Consider the following 23573-nt stretch of genomic DNA (forward strand, 5'->3'; position numbering starts at 1 on the left):
AAATGTGGCCATGTAATCTTGGCCACAAGCCCGTGCCATTTGATTCAAGGATAAGACAGAATGGCCGATTTATCGCAGCACTTAAAACAGTTAGATACGCTGCGTGAAGGTATCGACGAGCTGGATACCCAGCTTGTCGAATTACTCGCAAAACGCAATCAAATCACAACCCAAGTAGGCCAGATCAAGGCTGAAGCAGGCATGCCTGTTTACGTGCCAGAACGCGAGAAAGCGTTGATCGCGTCACGTCGAGCTCAGGCTGAAGCGCTAGGGGTTTCTCCCGAACTTACTGAAGACCTTTTACGCCGCGTAATGCGAGAGTCTTATCACACGCAAAACAACAAATACCGCTGTGTAAAACCTGACATCGACAACGTTGTTGTTATTGGTGGAGCAGGGGCGCTTGGCCGCGTGTTTGTTAGCTTGTTTGAACGAAGTAATTACAAGGTTTCGGTCGTTGAAAAAGACGATTGGGGAAATGGCAGAGCAACATCTTTATTAAGTTGTGCTTCGCTGGTTGTTGTTGCAGTACCTATTAATCTAACAGAAGCCGTGATTAGCAAATTAACTATGCTGCCAAAAGATTGCGTGCTTGCAGATATAACCAGTATCAAGGCTAAACCTTTAGAAGCGATGCTTGCCGTGCATAGCGGCCCTGTTGTTGGGTTGCACCCTATGTTTGGCCCTGATGCGCCAGGAATGATTAAACAAGTCGTAGTAGTGTGTAACGGACGCCATAGCGAAAAATACAGCTGGCTGGTCGAGCAAATGCGAATTTGGGGAGCCACAATTCACGACTCCAGCGCGCAAGAACACGACCAAGCCATGGCATACATTCAGGTTATGCGCCACTTCAACACCTTTGTGTACGGACAACACCTAAAAGGTGAAGATCCTAATCTTGAATCTCTTACCATGTTTAGCTCTCCAATATATCGTTTAGAGCTGGCAATGGTTGGAAGACTGTTTGCCCAATCGCCACAACTGTATGCCGATATTATCTTCAATAACCCTGATAACTTTGCGTTGCTACGCCGCTTTTATGAACGCTTCGGAATTGCATTATCATTACTTGAAAATGGCGATAAAAAAGAGTTTGTAGAACAGTTTATGAAAGTCGGCGCGTGGTTCGGGGACTATGCGAAGAAGTGCTTAGTAGACAGCAAACAGATGTTGTTAAAAGCAGATGACGGTCAGCTCTTAAGGGATAAGTAAACTCAATGAATGAGTAAAAAGGCGAGCTAGTGAGTCCAACTTTATAAGGCCACTTCAGAGCTCGCCTTTCTTGTATTATTCAGTCAATGCACTTGCCGCCGCTACTTTAGTTGGGCTAATTTCCTCACTTGGGTAACATCCCAGCACTTTGATGTAGCGCGTAATACCGCGCAATGAATCAAGGGCGTTTTGTACGGGGCCGTCTTCTACGTTGCCTTCCACATCAATATAGAACATTTCTTCCCAAGGATTACCGGGTATTGGCCGCGATTCAAGCTTAGTCATATTAATGCTGTTTTCTCTAAGCACAAGTAGCGCTTCAACAAGTGCACCTGGCTTCTGAATGGTTGACATAACAAGGGTTGTTTTAGCTGGTACTTGAAGCGGAACCACCACTGGATTACGAGCAACAACAATAAAGCGGCTGTGATTTTCTTTCTGATTAGCTAAGTTACTCTTAATCGCCATTAGTCCGTAAAGATTACCGCCTGCTTCACTTCCAATCGCCGCTACGTCGTCGCGCTGAAGTTCGCTAACCGTCAACATGGCAGAGCTTGTGCTGTCCATAGTCTTTACTTCAACGTTACCTAGCTCGGCTAAGAAATGGCTGCATTGGGTAAACACCTGAGGGTGTGCATATAGCGTCTTAATTTTATCGATGCTGGTATTGGTTCCCACTAATAAAGTATGGCGGATAGGGTGGGTAAGCTCACCAATAATGCTTAGCTGTGTGTGCTGAAGTTGGTCGTACACTTCATTGATACTGCCAGAGGTTGTATTTTCAATGGGCAGCACCGCGTAATCGGCTTCTGTACTCTCTACTTTATGAATAATTTCAGCGAAGCTTTGGCAGCCAATTTCTAACAGCTCTCCAGGTCTACGTGAAAAATATTTCTGTGTAGCAAGGTATGAGTAAGAGCCTTTGTCGCCTAGGAACGCTACTCGGTTTAACGGTAGTGTGCTGCCAGGGTTTGCGCGCTCGGCAAGCATGGCCTGCTGGTTCAAAACTGAATCTTCAATAATAACGTGAAAAATCTGTGTTACGTAATGAGGATCTAAACCAATGCTTTGCCCTTCTTTTATTAACCGCACTAATAGCTGTTCTTCACGCTTTTGATCTCTTACAGGAATGTGGTGCTTTATTTTCGTCTCAGCCACTTCGTTGGTTAACTTTCTGCGTTCTGAGAGTAGTGTAAGTAATTCACTGTCAAGAGCGGTAATGCGCTCTCTAACAGTATCTAATGCATTGTCTGACATATCATTCCCGTGCGTATCTTATAAATAAATGTTGCTAAAAAAAAACCTCCCAAGTGGGAGGTTTTCATGCATGTAGCTGCGCCTCCCTAATAAAAGGATGTAAACGCAAAAAAGAAAAATACTACGTGCTTTATTATCTGTTTCATGAATCTGAATGTATGTCGAACCCCTATGTGTGTCAACCCATTTTTACAAAATGTATAGTTGTTTTTGATATGAGGATCTTGAAAAAGAACTAAAAATGAGTTTGCTACACATCGCGCAGTTTCACGATATGTAGCATTCATTTAAATAAGCATGCTGTGAAGGCTAATTACCTAACAGCGCTGACAGCATTTGGCGTACTTCATTTGGCTCAAAAGGCTTGTCACACAATGCATTTACACCGGTTTGCTGAATGTTGGCCATATGGGCACTGTCTGCCGATTCAGATGTCACCATAATAATAGGGATATGTGTGGTCTCTGGATTAAAGCGAATGAATTCAGACAGTTCTCGACCGTCCATTTCAGGCATGTTGTAGTCGGTAACCACTAGGTCGAAAGCTTGGTCTTTTATCAAAGTAAGCGCAGCTGCGCCATTTTCAGCTTCTTGGATTCGCTGTAGTCCCATTCCTTCGAGTACTCGTCTAATATGATTCCGAGCAAGTTTACTGTCATCAACAAGCAGAACGCGAACGTCTTGCACATCAAACAATTCAAGTTCTAACTCATCGTGGTTGATAAGGTCGAGACTCGCATTTAAGGCACGTGATAAATGAAGAGGCTCGAAAGGTTTAGGAAGAATTGCTGCGACACCCGCCTGTTTGAATTCTTCCAATTTACTCAATCGATTTTCACTAGAGACGAGCATAAATGGAATGCTTTTAAATGCGTCATCCTCTTTGATAAATTTTAGAAGTTCCAGCGCAGTTCCATCTTCATAATACATAGCACTAACTATTAAGTCGGCGCCATGGGCTTTAACCGCTGAACGGGCTTCGGAAAGGGTACTGACTGGGTCAATTTCCTTAACGTTTTCTTTCAACAGCAACGTAGTGATAATTTTTCGTTGTGTGTCAGATGGTTCAACCAAAATAATGTGTAAATCAGAAATTGACAGCTTTTCCATTTCAGACTCTTTTTGTTATATGTTTATGAAAAAGTGAGAGCGTACAAGTGGTCTTCAATCACTAACCACCCGCAAGCTTAACTTTGTACCCTTTGTCAGTTAGCAGCGAGCGCAGTTTTTCTCTGTCATCAGTTTGTACTTCAATGACGCCGTCTTTTACTGCTCCGCCGCAACCACATTTCTTTTTTAATTCTGAGCCAAGTTTCTTTAGTTCGTCAGAAGGAAGGTCTAGCCCCTTAATTAACGACACGCCTTTTCCTTTGCGACCTTTCGTTTCTCTGTGAATACGAACTACGCCGTCTGAAGAAACTGAACGTTGCTCTGATTTTTGCTCAGGCTTTATTTTGCCGCTCTCTGTACTGTAGACCAAAAGAGCGTCTTGCCAATCTTGCATAGATACCTCAATAAAATCCGTAAAACCACCCTTATTATGCTTGTTAAAACTTCATCATACGAAAGTTTAAGCACTTCTTAATGGCGATGTAATAAAGTTCAACTAAGATAAGGATAGCAAAGTTAAAAGCATGTATTGAAGCATTTCTGCTGACATTTTAAGGAAAGCATATGGAAATAACGTCAAGCTACCAGAATCAAGGGAAAGTATTGGTAATCGATGTAGGAACAAAATTTGACTTCAGTAAAGTTGAAGATTTTAGAAACGCATACAGCGAACTAAATGACGGTGCAACTCATATCGCTGTAGACTTGTCTCGTACCGAGTATATGGATAGCTCAGCACTAGGCATGCTATTGAATATGCAGAAAACATTGGCAGACAAAGAACTCTCCTACAGTATTGAGAACGCCAGACCTCAGGTGGCAAAAATTCTCAAAATATCCCGGTTCGATAAAAAGTTCGAAATTAAGTAGCCTGAATAGGACTTTTTCTGTTGAAAATCCTCATTGTTGATGACGAGGCTATCAACCGTACTCTTTTGACCAACATGCTGTATAACGCCGGCTATACAGAATGTGTTGAAGCAGTGGATGGTAAAGAGGCGATTGAAACATTTATTGAAGAGCAGCCAGATTTGGTTTTGCTAGATGTTGTTATGCCTGGATTGTCTGGTTTTGATGTTGCTCCAAAAATCCGTAAACTTGCAAAAGGACCTTATCTTCCTATTTTGTTTATCACTGCCCTAGAGGACAAAGACAGTTTAGTGCGCTGTTTAGAAGTAGGGGGGAACGATTTTGCTACAAAACCTTTTGACCGTCATATCTTAATTGCAAAAATCCGGGCGCACCTAAAAATACGTGTGTTAAGTGAGCACGTAGAACAACAGAACAAGAGCCTGCGGCTTTTTAATCAAAGGGTGGCACGGGAACACGCCATTGTTGAGCATATTTTCAGTCATGCCATAGTTAACCACCCGGAAGTGCAGGCGCATTTCGATTGCTTTCTTCAACCTGCCGAAACCTTTAACGGCGATTTATTCTTGTGCGAAGCAAGCCCTAGTGGGGGCATTTATTTCATTGTGGGGGACTTTACTGGACACGGTCTTGCTTCGGCTATTGGTGCGTTACCCGTTACTCGTGTGTTTCAAGAGCTAAGTCAACAGGGCGTATCAATATCTGAGATTGTTAGTGAACTAAATCAAATCCTCATTAAGTTTTTGCCTGGTGATATGTTTATGGCAGCTGTTGTTGGTGAGATTAATGCGGGAGGAAATCGCATAACTTTATGGCAAGGGGGCATGCCTGCGGTCATTGTTCCTGCTGCATCGAATGCGGGGTTGCGTAAATTCATCTCTCGTCATATGGCTTTGGGTATTTTGCAAGAACATGAGCTAAACACGGATACTGACACGATTCATTTGGGCCATAATGAACAATTAATTGTATGCAGCGACGGGCTGATAGAGATTGCCAATGACGATGGTGATATGTTGCTGGAGGATGGGTTAGTCGACATAATAAAAGAGCAAATGACAAAGAGTAGTGCTATTAATGCTAAGTCTTTGTTTAAAAGGGCGAAAGAGTGCTGTGAAACTTCGGCATTCTACGATGATGTGACCGTAGTTATATTTACTTCAAAACCGATTGAAATGGCCTTGAATAGCCAAGCAGCAAAAGCATTTCCATCGGTGCATGAAATTGTTCTCGATGCACCCCACCTGAAGGAGCCCGATGTTCTTCAACGCGTTCTTCAGTTAGTAGGGCAGTGTGAGGGTATACAAAATATCCGTTCGATCTTATATACCGTGTTGTCAGAGCTTTTTAACAACGCACTTGAGCACGGTCTCTTGAAACTCGAGTCCAGGCTAAAACAAGACAGCATGGGGTTCCAGCAATATTATGAGATGCGAGAAGCGTCATTAGAACAATTAAACCATGGCCGAATCATCATAAGAGTAGAATCGTTGCCTGAACAAAATGAAGTGTTACTCTCGGTTGAAGATAGCGGGCAAGGATTTAAGTGGGACAATAAAACCCATTTAGCTGGGGCTCGCTCATCTAATGATGAGTGTTACGGTCGCGGTATACCCCTTGTTAATACACTATGTGAGCGAGTGTGGTTTGATAAGAACGGAAGTAAAGTCACCTGTCTGTTAAACACCCGAAGTTAGCCATTAGCCAGTCAGTATGTTTTAGCTTTATTACCCATAGTTATCCAATTATTACGACAGCTAATCGAAATCTCCTTCCTCTCAGTAAGAATTATCTGAATACTCAGTTTCCTTAGTTGAAAACTGTATTACTATAACGTTAGACCCGAGGACGTATGCTGAAATCTTTTCTAAAACTCTTTGAAGAGTCCCACAAAAAAGCGGAACCTGCTTATTCTATAGAACTCGCCACCGCTGCACTGCTTAGCGAACTGGTTAACGCAGATAATCAGGTGACCGAAACTGAAAAAGAAGAATATGAAAAGCAGCTTAAACATCTGGTTAATGTCGAAGATGAGGCAATGGTGCTTTTATTAAAACGAGGGCAGCAAACGGCGGATGATGCAGTCGACCTCGTTCACTTTACTCAAGTTCTTAATAAACATTACTCCGCAGAGGAAAAAGTGAGCGTCATTAAAAGTCTTTGGGTTATAGCATACGCAGATAAGTCGCTAGCGCCACTGGAAGAAAGTACAATTAGACAAATCGCAGATTTGTTGTATGTTCCTCACAGCCAGTTCATTAAAACGAAACTTGAAGTCGTTGAAGGTACCAAATAATCAACATTGGCTCCAATTAAATGAGTACCTTTAAAAATCCATTTTTAATTTTGTAGTCCGTGACATACTATTGCAGTCAAAATAATAAAAAAAGTGGCTGTGCTAAGGGAATCGTCAACCTTGCATGTATCGCTTGAATCAAGGTAGTAAGCAAGGACACACTTGTGTTTAAAACATTGAAAGTCCCCATTGGATTTGCCGTTGCCTTATCTTCGGCTGTCTTAATCATATCTATCGCTATTATTAATAGATTAGATAACAGCGAGTATGTAATAGAGGTAGTGAAAAACAACACCGCCGATTTAAGTAATTCCCTTGCGCTACAGCTATCTGTGATGATGGAAAGAAACCCTGGTAACGTCACTTTACTTTCTGCGCTTTTTCAGCCAATAAAAGAACACGAGTACCTTTTATCAGCGACTCTTTACGACAATAATTATAACGTTATTTCTACCGTTCAGCCCGAGAGGTTGCTTGAAATAAGCAACGCTCTAGTACCTAAGTCGCCAATCAGTATTCCCTTTGGCATAACGCATTACGAAGATGTTATCGTCGCCCACCAAATTGTTGGTAGCAGCCTTTATCCTATGGGGCACATTGTTATTTATATCGACGCTAGCCGCGTTCAAACAATGAATAGCGCTCGACAGCTCCTTGAGCAGTTACCTGTGTTTCTCGCATTGTGGCTATTGTGTACTGGCGTATGTATCTTTGTTTTGTACAGGTTAATCTCGCCTCTAGCCTCTCTAGGTCGGTTCACACAAGATGTATTTGAAACCAAAGATTACGCGCTTAGAAGCTCGCTAGATTCATCCAATGAAATTGGCAGAATTGCCACCAATATTAATAGCCTACTAGATGCTATTGAAGTTGAATTACTGGTGAATTTTGAACAAAGGCAAACCTTGGTCGATCAGCAAGAGACAATGTCTCGGCTTGCAAATTTTGATAGTTTGACAGGGTTACCTAATAGGCAGTTTGTTCTTGATAATCTTAGGTTGGAATTAGCCAGAGCAAAGAGAAACGACGAAGATTTATTACTGCTGTTTTTCGACCTTGATGGCTTTAAAGGAATAAATGATTCACTAGGACATGAGACCGGCGACCTTATTTTGATAGAAGTTGCAGATAGGGTGCAATGCTTACTCAGAGACGGTGACTTGTTTGCTCGTTTAGGGGGCGATGAGTTTCTAGTACTCCCAGATAGAGATGCGACAGCAGATCAAGCAAAGAGTTTAGCTACGCGATTAATCACATCCTTCGACGAGCCCTTTGAGCTCAGAGGACTTTCGCTTACTGTGGGCTTGAGTGTAGGTGTGGCTACAGCTTCAGATGCCGGTTATGATTTAAGCGAACTTATGAGCAACGCTGATCTTGCCATGTATCGTTCAAAAGCAAAGGGAAGGGGGAGCTACACGCTATTCACGCCAGATATGGTGGAATCTCACAAGCGTAAACTGCACCTAGCTAATGGTATAGAACAAGGCATAACGAACGATGAGTTTGTCGTTTATTACCAAGTTAAAGTAAACAACAACGGCGATGTAATTGGCGCTGAAGCATTGATTCGTTGGCAGCACCCTGAGTTTGGCCTTGTAATGCCTAATGAGTTTATCCCAATCGCGGAACAAGGCGGAAAGATTACTGGCATAACACGATGGGTCATCAATCGTGTGTGTATGGATATGCCCGATCTTAAACGCTGGGCTACAGGCGCTTTCAGGGCTTCTATTAATTTATCCGGCCATGATTTGAGAAGTAATCAACTGTTTGATCATATCTACAATACCTTTATGCTTTATGACGTAAACCCAGAGAATATCGAATTTGAAGTTACCGAAAGTGCGTACCTTGAAAACTTTTCGCTCTCCAATAAGTTTTTCAGACGCATAAGCAATATGGGATGTGCGATTGCGCTTGATGACTTTGGTACGGGCTATTCCTCTTTGAGTTATCTTACTCAAATTAATATAGATACCCTTAAAGTCGACAGACAGTTTGTAACGGAAATCCAATCTTCAGAGCGCAGTCGACTGGTGACAGGTGCTATCATTGACTTAGCAAAACGCCTATCACTTTCTGTTTGTGCGGAAGGGATAGAAAATCTTGAACAATGGCGCTATTTGATTGAACACGGTTGTGACAATGTTCAGGGGTTCATGTTCAGCAAACCTATTCCTATCAATGATCTCATCGCTTCCCCTTGCCAATACAAGGCTGAGCAATTCTATTGAAGCTAGCAATAAGATGGCGGATTGATGCCGACATATGTTCACGCTCAGTGTTTCTTTATTGCAACACCTGTCTTTTGATTACAGACTAGAATCTAATATGTATGCTTTTAACCTTCTGTTTTTATTGTTGGTTTTTATTTTGGTCTGAAAATCGCATAACAAGTTTGAGTTCATTAAATATAGTGGTTAATTGAAGACTAATGGTAACATCCATATGACTGATTGCTGGTAACCAACGGAGATTAGCGATTGTCGAATTGAGAAGGAATTTAAAAAGCGTTTAGCGGAGGATTCATGATGAAACGTCTCGAAAAAGTTTTCTTAGCACTTTGTGCTGTTGCAGCCGTACAGGCTATTTCAGTAGCCGATGCGCATGCTACACCAGCGCGTTCGCTTATACATAAATTAGACGTAGATAAAGATGGTCTAATTTCACTTAAAGAAGCAGTTAGACATACAGGGCTACTGCGTAACTTTGGGCTGATTGACGACAACGAAGACGGCAAGCTTTCTGAAACAGAGATGGCAAAAAGCAAGCTGACGCCAGGAAATGAAAATCTCACCACAAGTGAGTAGATAAAATAATATATTTAAGAGGGTAAGGTTCTGATAAACAAGGTTTCGTTTGGTGAACGCTTGGTACAACTTGGTTCACTAAGGCAGTTGACGCTAGGTAGTTTTGTACTGGCCCTTATTCCTCTTATTGCGCTTCTTTGGCAGAGTCAAAGTGACTTAGCCAAAGTAGGTCAAATGACCACCCTCGAAACGCGCTTTGTGGTTGATGTTGTAAGTGACATGCAGCGCCTAGACAATGCTGTAGTTGATGTGGAGCGCAGCATTAGGCAGTTTGCCGTTTTACGTAATGATAGGGTTGCTCAACTTTCTGACAATGCAATAGACCAGTTTGCTGTTGCGGCAGATAACTTATGCCAAACGCTTACCGTGCCTGCAACTTGTTCTCGCCTATCCGAGCAACTCAATCAACTCGCTGAATATCGCGCCATTGAAGATCAACTTCTGCTCAATGCGTATTTAGCTTCGGTGGGAGATAGTGTTGAACAGTTACGGGACGATGTAGAATCGGCTATTACAGAGCGGGTAAAGGTCCAACAGGACGACCTCAATGCCATGCAGGCAAAACAAGCATGGTCTACTGCAATGCTGGTTAGTGTGTCATTTCTTCTTATCTTGCTGGGAAGCCAGCTGATTGTAAACCCCGTTAATAACCTCAAAAAGATTATTCGGATTATGGCGCGCAGCGATGGTGAGCTTCCTCCGTTGTCTAAGCAGGCACCGAGAGAGCTTATTGATGTCGAGAAGGATTTACATTGGCTTTATGATCGCCTACAGCAGTTAGAACACATCAGAACCGCACTATTAAGGCATGCCGCACACGAACTAAAAACACCCCTAGCAAGCATTAAAGAAGGGTGCAGTTTGTTATCAGAAAACGTGGTAGGCGAATTAAATAACGCTCAACGAGAGGTACTGTCATTACTTACTGCAAGTACCCAGCGTCTTAATACTCTGGTTGAGAAACTACTCGACTACAATCTGCTACTACAACAAGCGCAGCCTAAAATTGTTGAAAGTAATGCAAATAAATTAGTTGAAGCCTGTTTAGAGGATTACGCACTTGCCATTCAAGATAGAGAGGTAGACGTGAATATCTCCTCATCTTCAATAAATGTAGACGAGGAATTATTTAGAAGAATACTTGATAACCTAGTGTCCAATGCTGTAGCACATGGAGCAGTTGGACGGCCGATAAATATTAGCCTTTATACTGAAAGTGATAATCTTGTACTGGACGTCGCCAACAGAGGAAAACGCATAGCGCCGGAATCAGTACACACGCTGTTTGAACCTTTTATCCGCGGGACCGAGCCAAGAAACGACAATGTTATCGGAACGGGGTTAGGATTATCAATTGTTGCCGATTGCGCTCGACTAATGCATGGTGATGTAAAAGTGGTAGATGTAGACTATGCCGATGTTTGCTTTAGAGTGACCATTCCGCAACAGGAAAAATAAAATGAGAATAAGTGGTTTAATTGTTGCCTTACTGGTACTGACAGGATGTCAGAGTTTAACCAGAAACAGCAGCAACACGGGTGAGCCAGAAGAAGTGACACCTGTAACAAAAATAGAACGTGGTATCTGTTTGTTTAACGAGCCGCCCCCTGTTTTCGAACACAATTGTGATGCGGCTTATTGGCTTAATACGTGGATTGCTGCAGCCAACCAACCTTGGATGGAGCGTAAGCAGGCTTTAAAAGCATTAGGGGATTCAGCGTTTGATACCATCCATGCTTATATTTTAACACTGCCCACTGACACCCCTTATCAAGATAGGTTGCGCGCACAACTAGCATTAAATGATATCGCGGGCGCATTCACGGTAGAAGCCCAAGAAGTAGTTAATGTTATTGCAGCTTCGCAAAACAACCAGATAATGGAGCTTGAGTCTGCAATGGTTGTGTTGGAACAAGAAAATACATCTCGTGGAGAGAAAGTTAAGGCACTAGAGCAAGAAGCCGTTAATCTGCGTAAAAAATTAGAAGAACTGTTGCAAATAGAAGCAACATTGATGGACAAAAACAGGAGTACACAACAGTGAGCGAGAAGGCGAGTAGTAACCCTAACTTATTGTTGGTTGATGATGATAAAAGCTTATTGCGCTTATTAACCATTCGTCTGGAAGGCGAAGGTTATGAGGTGACCGCAGTGGAAGACGGTCAATCGGCGTTAAGAAAGCTTCAAAACGACAATTATGACGTTGTTTTAAGTGACCTGCGCATGCCGGGTCTAGATGGCTTAAGCTTGTTCGAAGAAATAATGGGGATCAGAAAAGACATTCCTGTAATTTTAATGACGGCCCACGGAACCATTGCTGATGCAGTAGCGGCCACGCAGCGCGGGGTATTTGGTTTCTTACCGAAACCAGTGGATCACGATGAGCTGCGTGCGCTCTTGCAAAAAGCGTTAAGTCAATCTCAGGCTGCACAGCCGGGGGATTGGGCGAAAGACATCATTACTCGCTCACCGGAAATGCTAAACGTACTAGACCAAGCGTTTCGTATTGCGCAGAGAGAAGTATCGGTACTTATTAGCGGCGCAAGCGGAACCGGTAAAGAGTTGCTCGCTAATGCAATTCATAAGGCCAGTAACCGTAGCGACAAGCCATTTGTAGCGATTAACTGCGGAGCATTGCCAGAAAACTTACTTGAGTCGGAGCTATTTGGGCATGCTAAAGGTGCGTTTACCGGTGCTGTAGCTGCTCACCCAGGTCTGTTTAGAGAAGCCGACGGCGGTACCTTGTTCTTGGATGAGATTGGCGATATGCCGATGACGCTACAGGTAAAACTGTTGCGTGCATTACAAGAGCGCCAAATTCGTCCAGTAGGTAGCAGCAAGCACGTAGACATCGATGTGCGTATCATTTCTGCAACGCATAAAGACTTGCACAAAGAAATGGAAGAAGGCACCTTCCGCGAAGATTTATATTACCGTCTAAACGTGGTGAATCTAAAACTTCCGTCGCTGAAATCGCGAAGTGAAGATATTCCACTTTTGGCTCGCTCGCTGCTCCAGCAAAGCGCGCAGCGTCATGGCGTGAATGTAAGCCAATTTTCTGATGACGCTATGCAACAGCTAGTAACCTCATCTTGGCCAGGTAACGTACGTCAGCTTGTGAATGTGGTCGAGCAGTGTGTTGCGTTAACGCAAACGCCTGTGATTCCGCTCCACCTAGTAGAACAGGCCTTGTCTGCTACTAAACAAAGCTGGCCAACGCTTACAGAGGCTAGAGACGCGTTTGAACAGCAATACTTGCACAAGCTGCTTAAAATGACCGACGGCAACGTAACGCGGGCGGCAGAGCTTGCAGGAAGAAACCGTACAGACATGCATAAACTTATGAAAAAGCACGAGCTAGACGCGGCTGATTTCAGATAGACATAGTCGAGTTTAGAGAGGTATTAAACGCATCACTAAAAAGTGATGCGTTTTTGTTTTGCTATACGGTAAACGTTAATCTGTGGTTATGTCGGAAGGAGCTCTGAAAAAATAATGGCTTCAACTGTGCGGGCGTGGTTTTTTAAGCTTTCTATCTCAGGTACCGTAAAGTTACGTGGTTCATCAAACAGAAGGCATAACGTTCCCAACTCATATCCGTCTTTATTGCGCAAAATGACACCTGCATACGCTCTAATAAAAGGGTTTCCAGTGACTAGCGGGTTATTAGCAAATAGCTTATCGGCTTTTGCGTCGGGAACAATTAAGTACTCTTCTTCGGCTATCGCGTAGGTGCAAAACGAGATATTACGCGGTGTTTCGGTAGCATCCATACACTGGCGAGACTTAAACCATTGGCGATCTTCTGCAACAAGGCTTACCAAGCAAGTTTTTGCACTAAATTCTTCTTGTACAGTTTTGGTAAGTTCGTCAAGTTGTTCACTTGGGGAAGTATCTAATATATCTAGCGATTCAAGCGCAGCAATACGCGCTTTCTCATATTCATGGTTCATTGCGGTTATTTCACGGTAAATAATGGTGTAGTACCAAAATAGATAAGAGCAGTAGTTTACCGTTGAATTAGAAAAACGCTATCTATTAAAAAATATTGATAGGCTCAATGTCAGTTGCTCGTCATCAAAACAGTGAATTCTGCTCTGGTTGGGTTTTAATAGACAGGTTATTTAGCGCGAGTGATGGAGTAGTGTTGTTATACAAATCGATAAACTGCTGCGCTAACCAGGGAGCATCTTTGTTGTCTGGGCGGTGACAAAAAAAGTACACGTCCTTTCCTTCTCTTTGCCAAATCCTCACTTTTTTCACCCAAGGTAACAAACAGCGCATGTTATCATCATCAACATCATTGCCTACAAAACGCACAATGGGAGTATGGCCTGTAGCGATAACGTTTACCGGTACACGGGGCTTTTTCTCTCGCACTTCCTTCAGCATCGCTCGTCTATTGTTTCCCCCTGCGTCTAAAGAGCCAGTGAAAAGCGCTCGGGTGTCCATAATGATTCTATTCGCACCGTGGCGGATCAAAAGTTGGTTAAGCGCCTTTTCCTCATCCCCCTTTGCAAAAAATGCCAAGTGGCGCACTTCAACCGCTACGTTTAATTCTTGGGGTAACCTCGCTAAAAAAGTATCCAGAACGGGCAGCTTTTCTGGCCCGAAAGAAGCAGGCAGTTGCAGCATCATTACTCCTAGTTTTTCTTTTAGCGGGCTTAACAAAGAAAGCTGCTGGGCAACCTCTTCATCACAATGCTGTAATTGATGTACATGCGTAATGTTTTGGTGAAACTTGAAAGTAAACCTGAAGTGGTCGGGTACTGAATCGCACCATCTCGCTACAGCGTCTTGGTGGGGAAGAGAGTAAAATGTGGTATTCCCTTCAACCGTATTACACTCCTTGGCATACAGCGACAATCCATTATCAGACTTGGGATAATTAGCGAACCACGTGCTTGGCCAATGGCTGTGTTGCCACATTGGCAATCCAATATAGAGATTTCCTTGTGATATGGCTGATTTGTGCATATTTGTCATTGGGCTTTATCAAGCATTTGTTTATACTATGCGGCCTTTAAATCATTACATTATGCATGTTGTGGGCGGGCCAGCTAATTGGCCAGCAAGTTTACGCGATTTTTGGCAAAGTCTTAAGCCCAAAAATAAGCGGTTTTGAACGCCAATTCACTGCATGCGAAGCAAGAAAAAACATCAGGGGTCAAGGACCATGCGCACAGATTACTGTGGGAATATCGATTCATCATACATTGGACAAGAAGTTACCCTTTGCGGGTGGGTTAATAAGCGTCGCGATTTAGGCGGTGTAATTTTCATCGACTTACGCGACCGCGAAGGTATCGTACAAGTGGTGTTCGACCCAGATTTACCAGACGTGCTATCGGTAGCTAATACCCTACGTAGTGAATTCTGCGTAAAGCTAACGGGTAAAGTACGTGCGCGCCCTGAAGGTCAAGTTAATAAAGACATGCGCACAGGTGAGATTGAGATCCTAGGCACAGGCCTTGAAGTGATCAACAAGTCTGACGTACTTCCACTGGACTGGAACCAAGAAAACTCAGAAGAACAGCGCCTTCGTTATCGTTATCTAGACCTTCGCCGTCCTGTAATGAGCCAGCGTTTACAGTTCCGTGCAAAAGTAACCGGTGCTGTACGTCGCTTCCTAGAAGAAGAAGGTTTCCTTGATATTGAAACGCCTATTCTTACTAAGGCAACGCCAGAAGGTGCACGTGACTACCTAGTGCCAAGCCGCACGCACAAAGGTGAATTCTTCGCACTTCCCCAATCGCCTCAGCTTTTCAAACAGCTTCTGATGATGTCGGGCATGGACCGTTACTATCAAATTGTTAAGTGCTTCCGCGACGAAGACTTACGTGCCGACCGTCAGCCAGAATTTACCCAAATCGATATTGAGACCACGTTCTTAGATGCCGATGGCGTAATGTCTATCACAGAACGTATGATCCGCGACTTGTTCAACAAAATGCTAGATGTTGACCTTGGCGACTTCCCGCGTATGACTTACGCAGAAGCCATGAAGCGCTTTGGTAGCGACAAGCCAGACCTACGTAACCCGCTAGAGTTAACAGACGTTGCAGACTTGCTTGCTAACGTTGACTTTAAAGTATTCAGCGGCCCAGCAAACGACCCTAAAGGTCGCGTCGCGGCTATCCGTGTACCTGGCGGTGCGTCACTTTCGCGCAAGCAAATTGACGAATACACCAAGTTCGTAGGTATTTACGGCGCGAAAGGCCTAGCATGGATTAAAGTTAACGATGCTGGCGCTGGTCTTGAAGGCCTACAGTCGCCAATCCTTAAATTCCTAACTGAAGACATCACTAACGCCATGCTAGAGCGCACTGGCGCACAAAGTGGCGATATTCTATTGTTCGGTGCAGACAGCTACACTGTGGTTACCGAAGCGATGGGCGCACTTCGTCTTAAGCTTGGTGAAGACTTTGAGCTTCTTGAAGGCGAGTGGAAACCACTTTGGGTTGTTGACTTCCCAATGTTCGAAGAATTTGACGGTCAGCTTCACGCTATCCATCACCCGTTTACTGCACCACGTGGTCTAACGCCAGAAGAACTTAAAGCTAACCCAGCTGAAGCCTTATCTGACGCTTACGATATGGTATTGAACGGCGTTGAATTAGGCGGTGGTTCTGTACGTATTCACAATGAAGACATGCAGTCTACGGTATTCAACATTCTTGGCATTGACGATGAAGAAGCGAAGAACAAGTTTGGCTTCTTGCTTGATGCACTTCGCTTTGGTGCGCCACCGCATGCAGGTCTTGCGTTTGGTCTAGACCGTTTAGTAATGCTAATGACGGGCGCAACCTCGATTCGCGATGTAATGGCATTCCCGAAAACGACCACAGCGGCATGTCCGTTAACATCGGCGCCTAGCCCTGCAAACCCACAGCAGCTTGAAGAGTTAGCTATTGCAACGGTGAAAAAGCAATCGTAATTTATGGCGTATAAGAAGCCTGAATCTGCACTGGTAGTGTTGTATGACCAACACTACCGAGTGCTGCTTTTGCAACGACAAGACGACCCCACCTTTTGGCAGTCGGTAACCGGCGCGCTAGAAGAGGGGGAGTTACCCTTAGAAACGGCATATCGTGAAGTGTGTGAAGAAATTGGCATCGATGCCAAAGCACACGGCTTTGTGGTTAACGACCACGATAAGCAAAACCAATATGAAATTCGTAGCCGCTGGCTACACCGTTATCCCCCAGGTACTGTGCACAATACAGAGCACGTATTTTCCCTCCAAATAAACAGCGATTTACCTATTGTTTTGACAGAGCATTTGCAGTACGAATGGGTGTCAAAAGATGAAGCGTTAACGCGTTTATGGTCTCCCTCTAATAAAGAAGCGGTATCTTTGTTTGTACCGAGTGTGCCTTAATGGTTATACTGGGTATAGATCCAGGTTCTCGGATTACAGGCTACGGCATAATAGCGCGAAAGCAAGGTAAGCTAGTGTATGTAGCAAGCGGATGTATTCGCGTTGGTACAACCGATTTGCCTTCACGTCTTGCTAACATTTTTACCGGGGTTGGCGATATTATTCGCCAATATAAACCTGAACAGTTTGCTATTGAGCAAGTATTCATGGCGAAAAACCCTGATTCAGCGTTAAAGCTTGGTCAAGCGAGAGGTGCAGCTATCGTTGCAGCCACTCAAGCGCAACTTCCTGTTGCTGAATACAGCGCAAGGCAAATTAAGCAGTCGGTAGTTGGAAAAGGTGGTGCAGATAAAACGCAAGTTCAGCACATGGTAAAACACCTGCTGAATTTAAGCGGCACGCCACAGGCCGATGCTGCCGATGCATTAGCCGTTGCCTTGTGTCATGCACACACCGAACAGAGCCTGATAAACATGGCAGGGCAAGCCCGAAAAACCGTTCGTGGTCGTTTGCGCTAACACTGCTCGAAGCTCACGCTTTTACAGAGATAATTCATGATTGGACGAATTCGCGGTACGTTGGCTGAGAAACAGCCTCCAGAAATTCTTGTAGATGTAGCCGGCGTTGGCTACGAAATTCACATGCCTATGACCAGTTTCTACCAGCTTCCCGCGGTGGGTGAAGAAGTGGTGGTGTACACACACTTTGTGGTTCGTGAAGACGCCCAGTTACTGTTTGGTTTTGCTGATAAAATGGAAAGAGGGCTTTTTAGAGAATTGATCAAAGCCAATGGTGTAGGCCCGAAGTTAGGCCTCGCTATTTTATCTGGAATGTCGGCAAGCCAGTTCTTGGCGAGCGTACAAAATGAAGACGTTTCTGCGCTCGTCAGCTTACCGGGTATAGGTAAGAAAACCGCAGAGCGTTTAGTGGTAGAGCTTAAAGACCGCTTAGCAAAATTTGGTAAGGCGCAGAGTATTGCTGTACCACCTCCAAGTGGCGACTTGCTATCCACCAACACTATTGTTGCTGTAAACGACGCTCGGGAAGAAGCACAAAGCGCGCTTATTGCACTGGGCTATAAACCTGCTCAAGCGAGCAAGTTAGTCGACAGCGTATATAAAGAGGGCATGGAAAGCGAAGCCCTTATTCGCGAATCATTAAAAGCGGCCATATAATGGCGCTCAACGAAGACAGCGGTTATTAGTCTGCCTGTCTTCACGTCACCGTTTAAAGTAGAACTATCATGATTGAAGCCGACAGACTGATTACGCCTGAAGCAAGAACCGAAGACGAGGTCATCGACCGCGCCATTCGCCCTAAAATGCTGGAAGATTATACGGGGCAGCCTCACGTATGTGAGCAAATGGAAATTTTTATTCAAGCTGCGCGTAATCGCGACGATGCGCTAGACCATCTACTTATTTTTGGTCCGCCAGGACTGGGCAAAACCACGCTTGCCAATATTGTCGCAAATGAAATGGGCGTGAACATTAAAACCACGTCAGGCCCTGTGCTTGAGAAAGCTGGCGACTTGGCTGCACTGCTTACCAATCTTGAGCGCAATGATGTTTTGTTCATAGACGAAATACATCGCTTAAGTCCAGTGGTAGAAGAAATTCTTTATCCTGCCATGGAAGACTACCAGCTTGATATTATGATAGGCGAGGGGCCTGCCGCCCGTTCGATTAAGCTAGACCTTCCTCCTTTTACGCTGGTAGGCGCTACCACCCGCGCAGGCTCGCTAACGTCGCCATTACGCGACCGTTTCGGCATTGTTCAACGCCTTGAGTTTTACAACGTAAAAGACCTTACCAGTATTGTGGCAAGAAGTGCGAGCTATCTGAATTTAGACATGAACGATGAAGGTGCGCAAGAAGTTGCACGTCGCTCGCGTGGCACGCCGCGTATTGCTAATCGTTTGTTACGCCGTGTTCGAGACTACGCAGAAATTAAAGCAGACGGCACGGTGGGAGCCGATACGGCAGCGAAGGCACTGGATATGCTTGACGTTGATAAAGAAGGTTTCGATTACATGGACCGCAAATTGCTTACAGCTATTATCGAAAAGTTTGATGGTGGGCCAGTAGGCTTAGACAATTTGGCTGCGGCCATTGGTGAAGAGAAAGAAACCATAGAAGACGTGATTGAACCCTTCCTTATTCAACAGGGCTTTTTACAGCGCACGCCTCGAGGCCGTATTGTGTCTCAGCGAGCCTATCTTCACTTTGGCTTCGCTCCGTCTGAATAATTTACCGTCCCTTTGTAAGAAGGTTCAGATTCGTTTTAAAGGCCTAGCAGGATTGCTGGGCTTTTTTTGGCAACACAGAAAATACAGAAGCCGTTTCAAACGCTACAAGAAAATGCTCGTATGGGGGAAGCCGTCAGTTCAGAGCATTGAAAGTTGATAGCGAATTATTGCGTAGTGCAAGTTAAGCATGAGCCGCTAATATTTTGTTTTGTACAGATGCTAAATTACAGGCAAAAAAAAGCCCGCTCATTGAGCGGGCTAAAACAACAAGTGTTGAAGGAAATAAATCCAGGGAACTCATGTCTAACAGGAGAATAACTCTTGCATGACCGTGCTAAGCACCATCACGCTCTGTACGACTGATGCTGTGCATTATAGGTAGAGCAGAGAAAACTACAATTGAGTAAAATTGTTAGTTTGGATTAGAAAAACTAATGTGTTAACTAGGTGTTTCGGGTTGGTTTAATTTTGATTAAATGTTAGCTTTTATGGGCTCTGTGGCGTGGTTTTGTTCTGCATCTTATCGTGCTAATTCGTTAGTTTAACTTTGGTTTGGATTATTATATTTTTTGGTGAAGGAATAGTTATGCATTTACATCAGGTAAGAGTGTATTACGAAGATACCGACGCAGGCGGTATCGTCTATTATGCGAATTACCTAAAGTTTATGGAACGAGCCCGTACAGAGTGGCTTCGCGAGCTAGGTTTTGAACAAGACACGCTAATGGAACAATCCATCGCTTTCGTCGTCAAACACGTTGAAATGCATAACTATGCGCCTGCACGGTTCAATCAACTGTTGAGTATTGAAACTCGCGTTGTAGAATTAAAAGGCGCTAGTATGACGTTTCAACAAAATATTAAAAATGAACAAGGCGTTACCTTAGTATCTGGAAATATTAAGGTTGCCTGCGTCGATTTGGCTGTAATGAAGCCAAAAAGATTACCACGTACTTTGTTAGGGGAAATTTCGCGTGTCATCTGATCTCACTTTTATTGGCTTGTTCTTACAAGCAAGCTTTATTGTTCAACTTGTTATGCTTCTACTATTAAGCGTTTCAGTCGCGTCTTGGACATTTATATTTCAACGAAGCAAGGCGCTTTCAGCTGCACGTAATGAAATGCGTCAGTTTGAAGACAAGTTTTGGTCGGGTGCTGACCTGAATCGTCTTTATCAAGAACTTTCCGCCAGAACTAACCTAACAGGCATGGGCAGCATCTTTTGCTCAGGCTTTAAAGAGTTTGTTCGCCTACGCAAATCTAACACTGCCACCAACGGCATTGTTGACGGTACATATCGTGCCATGCGTGTTTCTATGTCTCGCCAAGTCGAAGAATTAGAAAGTCGTTTACCCTTTTTAGCCACGGCGGGCTCAATTAGCCCTTACATCGGTCTATTCGGCACTGTGTGGGGGATCATGAATGCCTTCATCGCACTAGGTGAAGTGCAGCAAGCTACCCTTGCAATGGTTGCACCTGGTATTGCAGAAGCGCTTATTGCAACCGCTATTGGTCTATTCGCAGCTATCCCAGCTGTAATCGCATACAACCGTTTCAGCCACCAAGTTGAGAAGCTAGAAAATAGCTACGGCAACTTTATGGAAGAGTTCTCTGCAATTCTTCACCGCCAAGCCGTTGCTGCGCAAGCACAACAACAAGCCTAAGCGTTTACATTCCAAACGGAGGACTTGTTATGTATGTAAGAAAACGCCGCAGGCCCGTATCAGAGATAAACGTAGTGCCTTACATCGACGTGATGTTGGTATTGCTTATTATCTTTATGGTAACGGCGCCGCTTATTTCTCAAGGGGTAAAGGTAGATTTGCCTAAAGCCAGTGCCAACCCGATAGAGCAGGAAGATACACCACCTATTATTGCGTCAGTGGATGTTAAAGGTCGCTACTTCCTTAATGTAGGAGAAGACCAGGAATCGCCAATTAGCGAAGATGAGCTTGGCGCTATTGTAAAAGCACAATTGACCAAAGAGCCCAACACGCCCGTAGTGGTTAAAGGCGATGGACAAGTAGCGTATAACGAAGTGATACAGCTAATGGTGTTATTACAGCAAGCGGGTGTGCCTTCAGTGGGGTTAATGACGGATCCGGTTGAGTAATATAGATATGTCGAAACCTGAAGTGTCGAAAAGCACGTCAACCGCTATCCACTCAAACAACGCGAGTAACGGTGTAAGTGGCGATAAAAAGAACGGCAAAAGTGCCAAGCAAGCCAGTGGGATAAGCCTAGAACAAATCGGGCTTTACAAATCTATAGGTTTGCATCTTTTTATTGCTGCACTGTTGCTAATTAGCGTCAGTTTTTCTCCTGAACCTCTGCCGAGTATGCCGTCAAATGCGCCTGTAATAGAAGCAACCTTTATTGATGCGCAAGCGATTGCGGATCAAAAAAGGGAGCAGGCACAAGCTGAAGCTCAAGCAAGAGCCGAAGAGCAAGAAAAGCAAAGAAAAGCACAGGCGGCAGCAGAGAAAAAGCGTCAGCAACAGCTAGCAGCCAAGCGTGCGAAAGAGAAGCGTGAAGCAGAAGCTGCTGAAGCGAAACGTCAAAAAGACTTGGAGCGCTTAGCGGCGCAGAAGGAACAAGAGCGTAAGGAACGCGAAGCAAAAGCGAAAGCTGAGGCTGAGCGGAAGAAAAAAGAAGCGGCTGAACGCGCTGAAATGGAAAGGATCATGCAAGAGCAGTTAGCGCAAGAACAAGCCGCTCAGCAAGAACGTAGGCGAAAACAGGTACTTACTGAAGTAGAGCGTTATACCGCACTTATTCAGCAAACTATTAAACGCAACTTGTATTCAGACGACAGCTATCAAGGTAAAACCTGTCGATTGAATATTCGGTTAGCAACGACAGGGTTTGTGACCAGTATTCGCGTACTCGGCGGCAATGACGCGCTGTGTAGAGCGGCTGAAAGCGCGGTTCGCAGGGCTGAAAAGTTACCGGTATCTGAAGCGCCAGACGTTTACGAGCAGTTAAAAGACATTACTTTAAAAGTGGAATTATAGTGGTATGAAAAAACTAGGTTTATGGATAGCGCTTATTACGATGGCCTTTAGTGTCAAAGTATTTGCATCCTTAGAAATTGTGATAACCGAGGGCGTAGATAGTGCACGTCCAATCGGGGTTGTGCCATTTAAATGGAAAGGTCAGGGCAGTATGCCTGGCGATATTTCTAAAGTGGTGATGGCCGACTTAATGCGTAGTGGTAAGTTTAATCCGGTATCTGTCGATAAAATGCCACAGTACCCAGAAACCGCTGAGCAAGTGTCTTACACAGCATGGGCGACACTTGGAGTCGATACTGTATTAGTGGGAAGTATTGAGCCACAAGGAGGCGACCGTTACCTTGTATCCTATGAGTTGATTGATGTACTTAAAGGGCAAGTTGACAATGGGCAAGCTAAAGTACTCAAAGACGGCAATTTGGTATCGAGTAATGATCACGTACTAGCTGCCCGTCAGGCAGTGATCAACGGCCGAGATTTTCGCCAGTATGCGCATCGAATTAGCGACATTGTCTATGAAAAATTAACCGGTGTTCGCGGTGCATTTTTAACGAAAATTGCTTATGTCATTGTTCGCGACCGCGACACCGTGGATAAGCCTTATCAATTAGTGATTGCAGATTATGATGGCGAGAACGAAACCCGTCTGCTGTCGTCTCCTGAGCCACTTATGTCGCCAGTATGGTCACCTGACGGTGAGAAGCTAGCCTATGTAAGCTTTGAAAACCGTAGACCGCAAATATTCATTCAAGATATTTACACCAGTGAACGTACACGTATTACTGATTTTCCAGGAATAAACAGTAGTCCTACGTTTTCACCAGATGGCAAGCAACTTGCTATGGTTTTGTCGAAAGATGGAAACCCTGAACTCTATGTGATGGACTTAGCGACAAAAAATCTTCGCCGAGTTACACGCAATAGAGCGATTGATACGGAGCCTGCATGGCTACCCGATGGCAGCGGTTTAATATTTAGCTCGGAACGGGGTGGTAAACCCCAGATATATAGCGTAAATTTAAATTCTGGGAAAGTAAGGCGCGTTACCTTTGTAGGTGAACAGAACCTTGGCGGTACGCTAACCCCTGACGGCAAGCAAATGATCATGGTTAACCAAACTAATGGGAACTATCACATTGCGAAGCAGTCTTTGGATGGTGGATCACCTCAAGTACTGACACGGACGTACTTAGATGAATCACCAAGCGTAGCGCCGAACGGAAGCATGATTATATACAGCACCCTTCACGAGGGGACCCAAGTGTTGTCACTGGTTTCTTTAGATGGGCGTTTTAAAGCTAGGTTACCAGCAGCCAATGGGCAAGTTAAATCGCCAAGTTGGTCACCATTTTTGTTCTAACAATTTAACGAC

General features: G+C 44.3%; 24 protein-coding genes. 19 read left to right on the forward strand and 5 right to left on the reverse strand.

All coding sequences use genetic code 11. The features are described from left to right. Positions 1 to 60 precede the first annotated feature (60 nt). Positions 61 to 1215 carry a bifunctional chorismate mutase/prephenate dehydrogenase gene (gene tyrA / locus ACXAFM_RS15320; RefSeq protein WP_474835086.1) on the forward strand — a complete coding sequence of 385 codons (1155 nt, stop codon included), beginning with the start codon at positions 61 to 63 and terminating at the stop codon, positions 1213 to 1215. Between the two features lie 75 nt (positions 1216 to 1290). Here the strand turns inward: tyrA and pheA are convergent, their stop codons facing one another. The 3 genes from pheA to yciH all read right to left on the reverse strand — a co-directional run bounded on the left by pheA (position 1291) and on the right by yciH (position 3976). Beyond that, a complete protein-coding gene (gene pheA, locus ACXAFM_RS15325) occupies positions 1291 to 2472 on the reverse strand; it encodes a prephenate dehydratase (RefSeq protein ID WP_474835088.1) in 1182 nt (393 codons plus the stop codon). Between the two features lie 309 nt (positions 2473 to 2781). Further along, positions 2782 to 3582, reverse strand: coding sequence for a response regulator (locus ACXAFM_RS15330; protein WP_474832167.1), 801 nt, complete (start codon positions 3580 to 3582; stop codon positions 2782 to 2784). A gap of 61 nt (positions 3583 to 3643) precedes the next feature. Next, positions 3644 to 3976, reverse strand: coding sequence for a stress response translation initiation inhibitor YciH (yciH, locus tag ACXAFM_RS15335; RefSeq protein ID WP_474832170.1), 333 nt, complete (start codon positions 3974 to 3976; stop codon positions 3644 to 3646). 170 nt (positions 3977 to 4146) lie between these two features. Here yciH and ACXAFM_RS15340 point away from each other — a divergent pair, with 170 nt between their 5' ends. The 8 genes from ACXAFM_RS15340 (at position 4147) to ACXAFM_RS15375 (ending at position 12939) form a co-directional block, all read left to right on the forward strand. Beyond that, positions 4147 to 4452 (forward strand): STAS domain-containing protein, encoded by a 306-nt coding sequence (locus ACXAFM_RS15340; protein WP_474832172.1) that lies wholly within the window; start codon positions 4147 to 4149, stop codon positions 4450 to 4452. Between the two features lie 20 nt (positions 4453 to 4472). Next, positions 4473 to 6149 (forward strand): SpoIIE family protein phosphatase, encoded by a 1677-nt coding sequence (locus ACXAFM_RS15345; protein WP_474835090.1) that lies wholly within the window; start codon positions 4473 to 4475, stop codon positions 6147 to 6149. Positions 6150 to 6304: 155 nt separating this feature from the next. Beyond that, on the forward strand, positions 6305 to 6748 hold the full coding sequence (locus ACXAFM_RS15350; protein WP_474835092.1) for a tellurite resistance TerB family protein: 444 nt from the start codon (positions 6305 to 6307) through the stop codon (positions 6746 to 6748). 164 nt (positions 6749 to 6912) lie between these two features. Beyond that, the gene (locus tag ACXAFM_RS15355; protein ID WP_474835094.1) at positions 6913 to 8982 is read left to right on the forward strand and encodes a putative bifunctional diguanylate cyclase/phosphodiesterase; all 2070 of its coding nucleotides are present in this window, start codon (positions 6913 to 6915) and stop codon (positions 8980 to 8982) included. 294 nt (positions 8983 to 9276) lie between these two features. Continuing rightward, positions 9277 to 9558 (forward strand): EF-hand domain-containing protein, encoded by a 282-nt coding sequence (locus ACXAFM_RS15360; RefSeq protein WP_474832184.1) that lies wholly within the window; start codon positions 9277 to 9279, stop codon positions 9556 to 9558. 60 nt (positions 9559 to 9618) lie between these two features. Further along, entirely contained in the window at positions 9619 to 11016 is a 1398-nt protein-coding gene (locus ACXAFM_RS15365) for a sensor histidine kinase (RefSeq protein ID WP_474835096.1), read from the forward strand. A gap of 1 nt (position 11017) precedes the next feature. Continuing rightward, a complete protein-coding gene (locus ACXAFM_RS15370) occupies positions 11018 to 11602 on the forward strand; it encodes a hypothetical protein (RefSeq protein WP_474832189.1) in 585 nt (194 codons plus the stop codon). Beyond that, positions 11599 to 12939, forward strand: a complete 1341-nt coding sequence (locus ACXAFM_RS15375) for a sigma 54-interacting transcriptional regulator (protein ID WP_014948857.1) — start codon at positions 11599 to 11601, stop codon at positions 12937 to 12939. The genes ACXAFM_RS15370 and ACXAFM_RS15375 overlap by 4 nt, the downstream gene beginning before the upstream one ends. Before the next feature lie 86 nt (positions 12940 to 13025). Here the strand turns inward: ACXAFM_RS15375 and ACXAFM_RS15380 are convergent, their stop codons facing one another. Both ACXAFM_RS15380 and ACXAFM_RS15385 read right to left on the reverse strand, forming a co-directional pair. Further along, positions 13026 to 13511, reverse strand: coding sequence for a GAF domain-containing protein (locus ACXAFM_RS15380; RefSeq protein ID WP_474835098.1), 486 nt, complete (start codon positions 13509 to 13511; stop codon positions 13026 to 13028). A gap of 124 nt (positions 13512 to 13635) precedes the next feature. Continuing rightward, positions 13636 to 14487, reverse strand: coding sequence for a DUF72 domain-containing protein (locus tag ACXAFM_RS15385; protein ID WP_474835100.1), 852 nt, complete (start codon positions 14485 to 14487; stop codon positions 13636 to 13638). A gap of 247 nt (positions 14488 to 14734) precedes the next feature. Here ACXAFM_RS15385 and aspS point away from each other — a divergent pair, with 247 nt between their 5' ends. From aspS to tolB, 10 genes are all read left to right on the forward strand, one after another. After that, the gene (gene aspS, locus ACXAFM_RS15390) at positions 14735 to 16495 is read left to right on the forward strand and encodes an aspartate--tRNA ligase (RefSeq protein ID WP_474835102.1); all 1761 of its coding nucleotides are present in this window, start codon (positions 14735 to 14737) and stop codon (positions 16493 to 16495) included. A gap of 3 nt (positions 16496 to 16498) precedes the next feature. Continuing rightward, on the forward strand, positions 16499 to 16939 hold the full coding sequence (gene nudB, locus ACXAFM_RS15395) for a dihydroneopterin triphosphate diphosphatase (RefSeq protein WP_474835104.1): 441 nt from the start codon (positions 16499 to 16501) through the stop codon (positions 16937 to 16939). Beyond that, complete coding sequence (gene ruvC, locus ACXAFM_RS15400; protein ID WP_025254596.1) at positions 16939 to 17457, forward strand: crossover junction endodeoxyribonuclease RuvC; 519 nt, start codon at positions 16939 to 16941, stop codon at positions 17455 to 17457. Before nudB ends, ruvC begins: the two co-directional genes overlap by 1 nt. A 36-nt stretch (positions 17458 to 17493) precedes the next feature. Beyond that, the gene (gene ruvA / locus ACXAFM_RS15405) at positions 17494 to 18114 is read left to right on the forward strand and encodes a Holliday junction branch migration protein RuvA (protein ID WP_014948863.1); all 621 of its coding nucleotides are present in this window, start codon (positions 17494 to 17496) and stop codon (positions 18112 to 18114) included. Positions 18115 to 18182: 68 nt separating this feature from the next. Then, positions 18183 to 19187, forward strand: coding sequence for a Holliday junction branch migration DNA helicase RuvB (ruvB, locus tag ACXAFM_RS15410; RefSeq protein WP_474835106.1), 1005 nt, complete (start codon positions 18183 to 18185; stop codon positions 19185 to 19187). Between the two features lie 586 nt (positions 19188 to 19773). Further along, a complete protein-coding gene (ybgC, locus tag ACXAFM_RS15415; RefSeq protein WP_024015995.1) occupies positions 19774 to 20172 on the forward strand; it encodes a tol-pal system-associated acyl-CoA thioesterase in 399 nt (132 codons plus the stop codon). Then, positions 20162 to 20851: a protein TolQ gene (tolQ, locus tag ACXAFM_RS15420; protein ID WP_025254600.1), complete on the forward strand. Its 690-nt coding sequence runs from the start codon at positions 20162 to 20164 to the stop codon at positions 20849 to 20851. The genes ybgC and tolQ overlap by 11 nt, the downstream gene beginning before the upstream one ends. 29 nt (positions 20852 to 20880) lie before the next feature. After that, entirely contained in the window at positions 20881 to 21300 is a 420-nt protein-coding gene (tolR, locus tag ACXAFM_RS15425) for a protein TolR (protein WP_061485248.1), read from the forward strand. A 7-nt stretch (positions 21301 to 21307) separates the two neighbouring features. Further along, positions 21308 to 22201, forward strand: a complete 894-nt coding sequence (gene tolA / locus ACXAFM_RS15430) for a cell envelope integrity protein TolA (protein WP_474835108.1) — start codon at positions 21308 to 21310, stop codon at positions 22199 to 22201. Between the two features lie 4 nt (positions 22202 to 22205). After that, a complete protein-coding gene (tolB, locus tag ACXAFM_RS15435; protein ID WP_168463684.1) occupies positions 22206 to 23561 on the forward strand; it encodes a Tol-Pal system beta propeller repeat protein TolB in 1356 nt (451 codons plus the stop codon). Positions 23562 to 23573 lie beyond the last annotated feature (12 nt).

It is taken from the genome of Alteromonas sp. ABD4_190 (genome assembly GCF_056160105.1).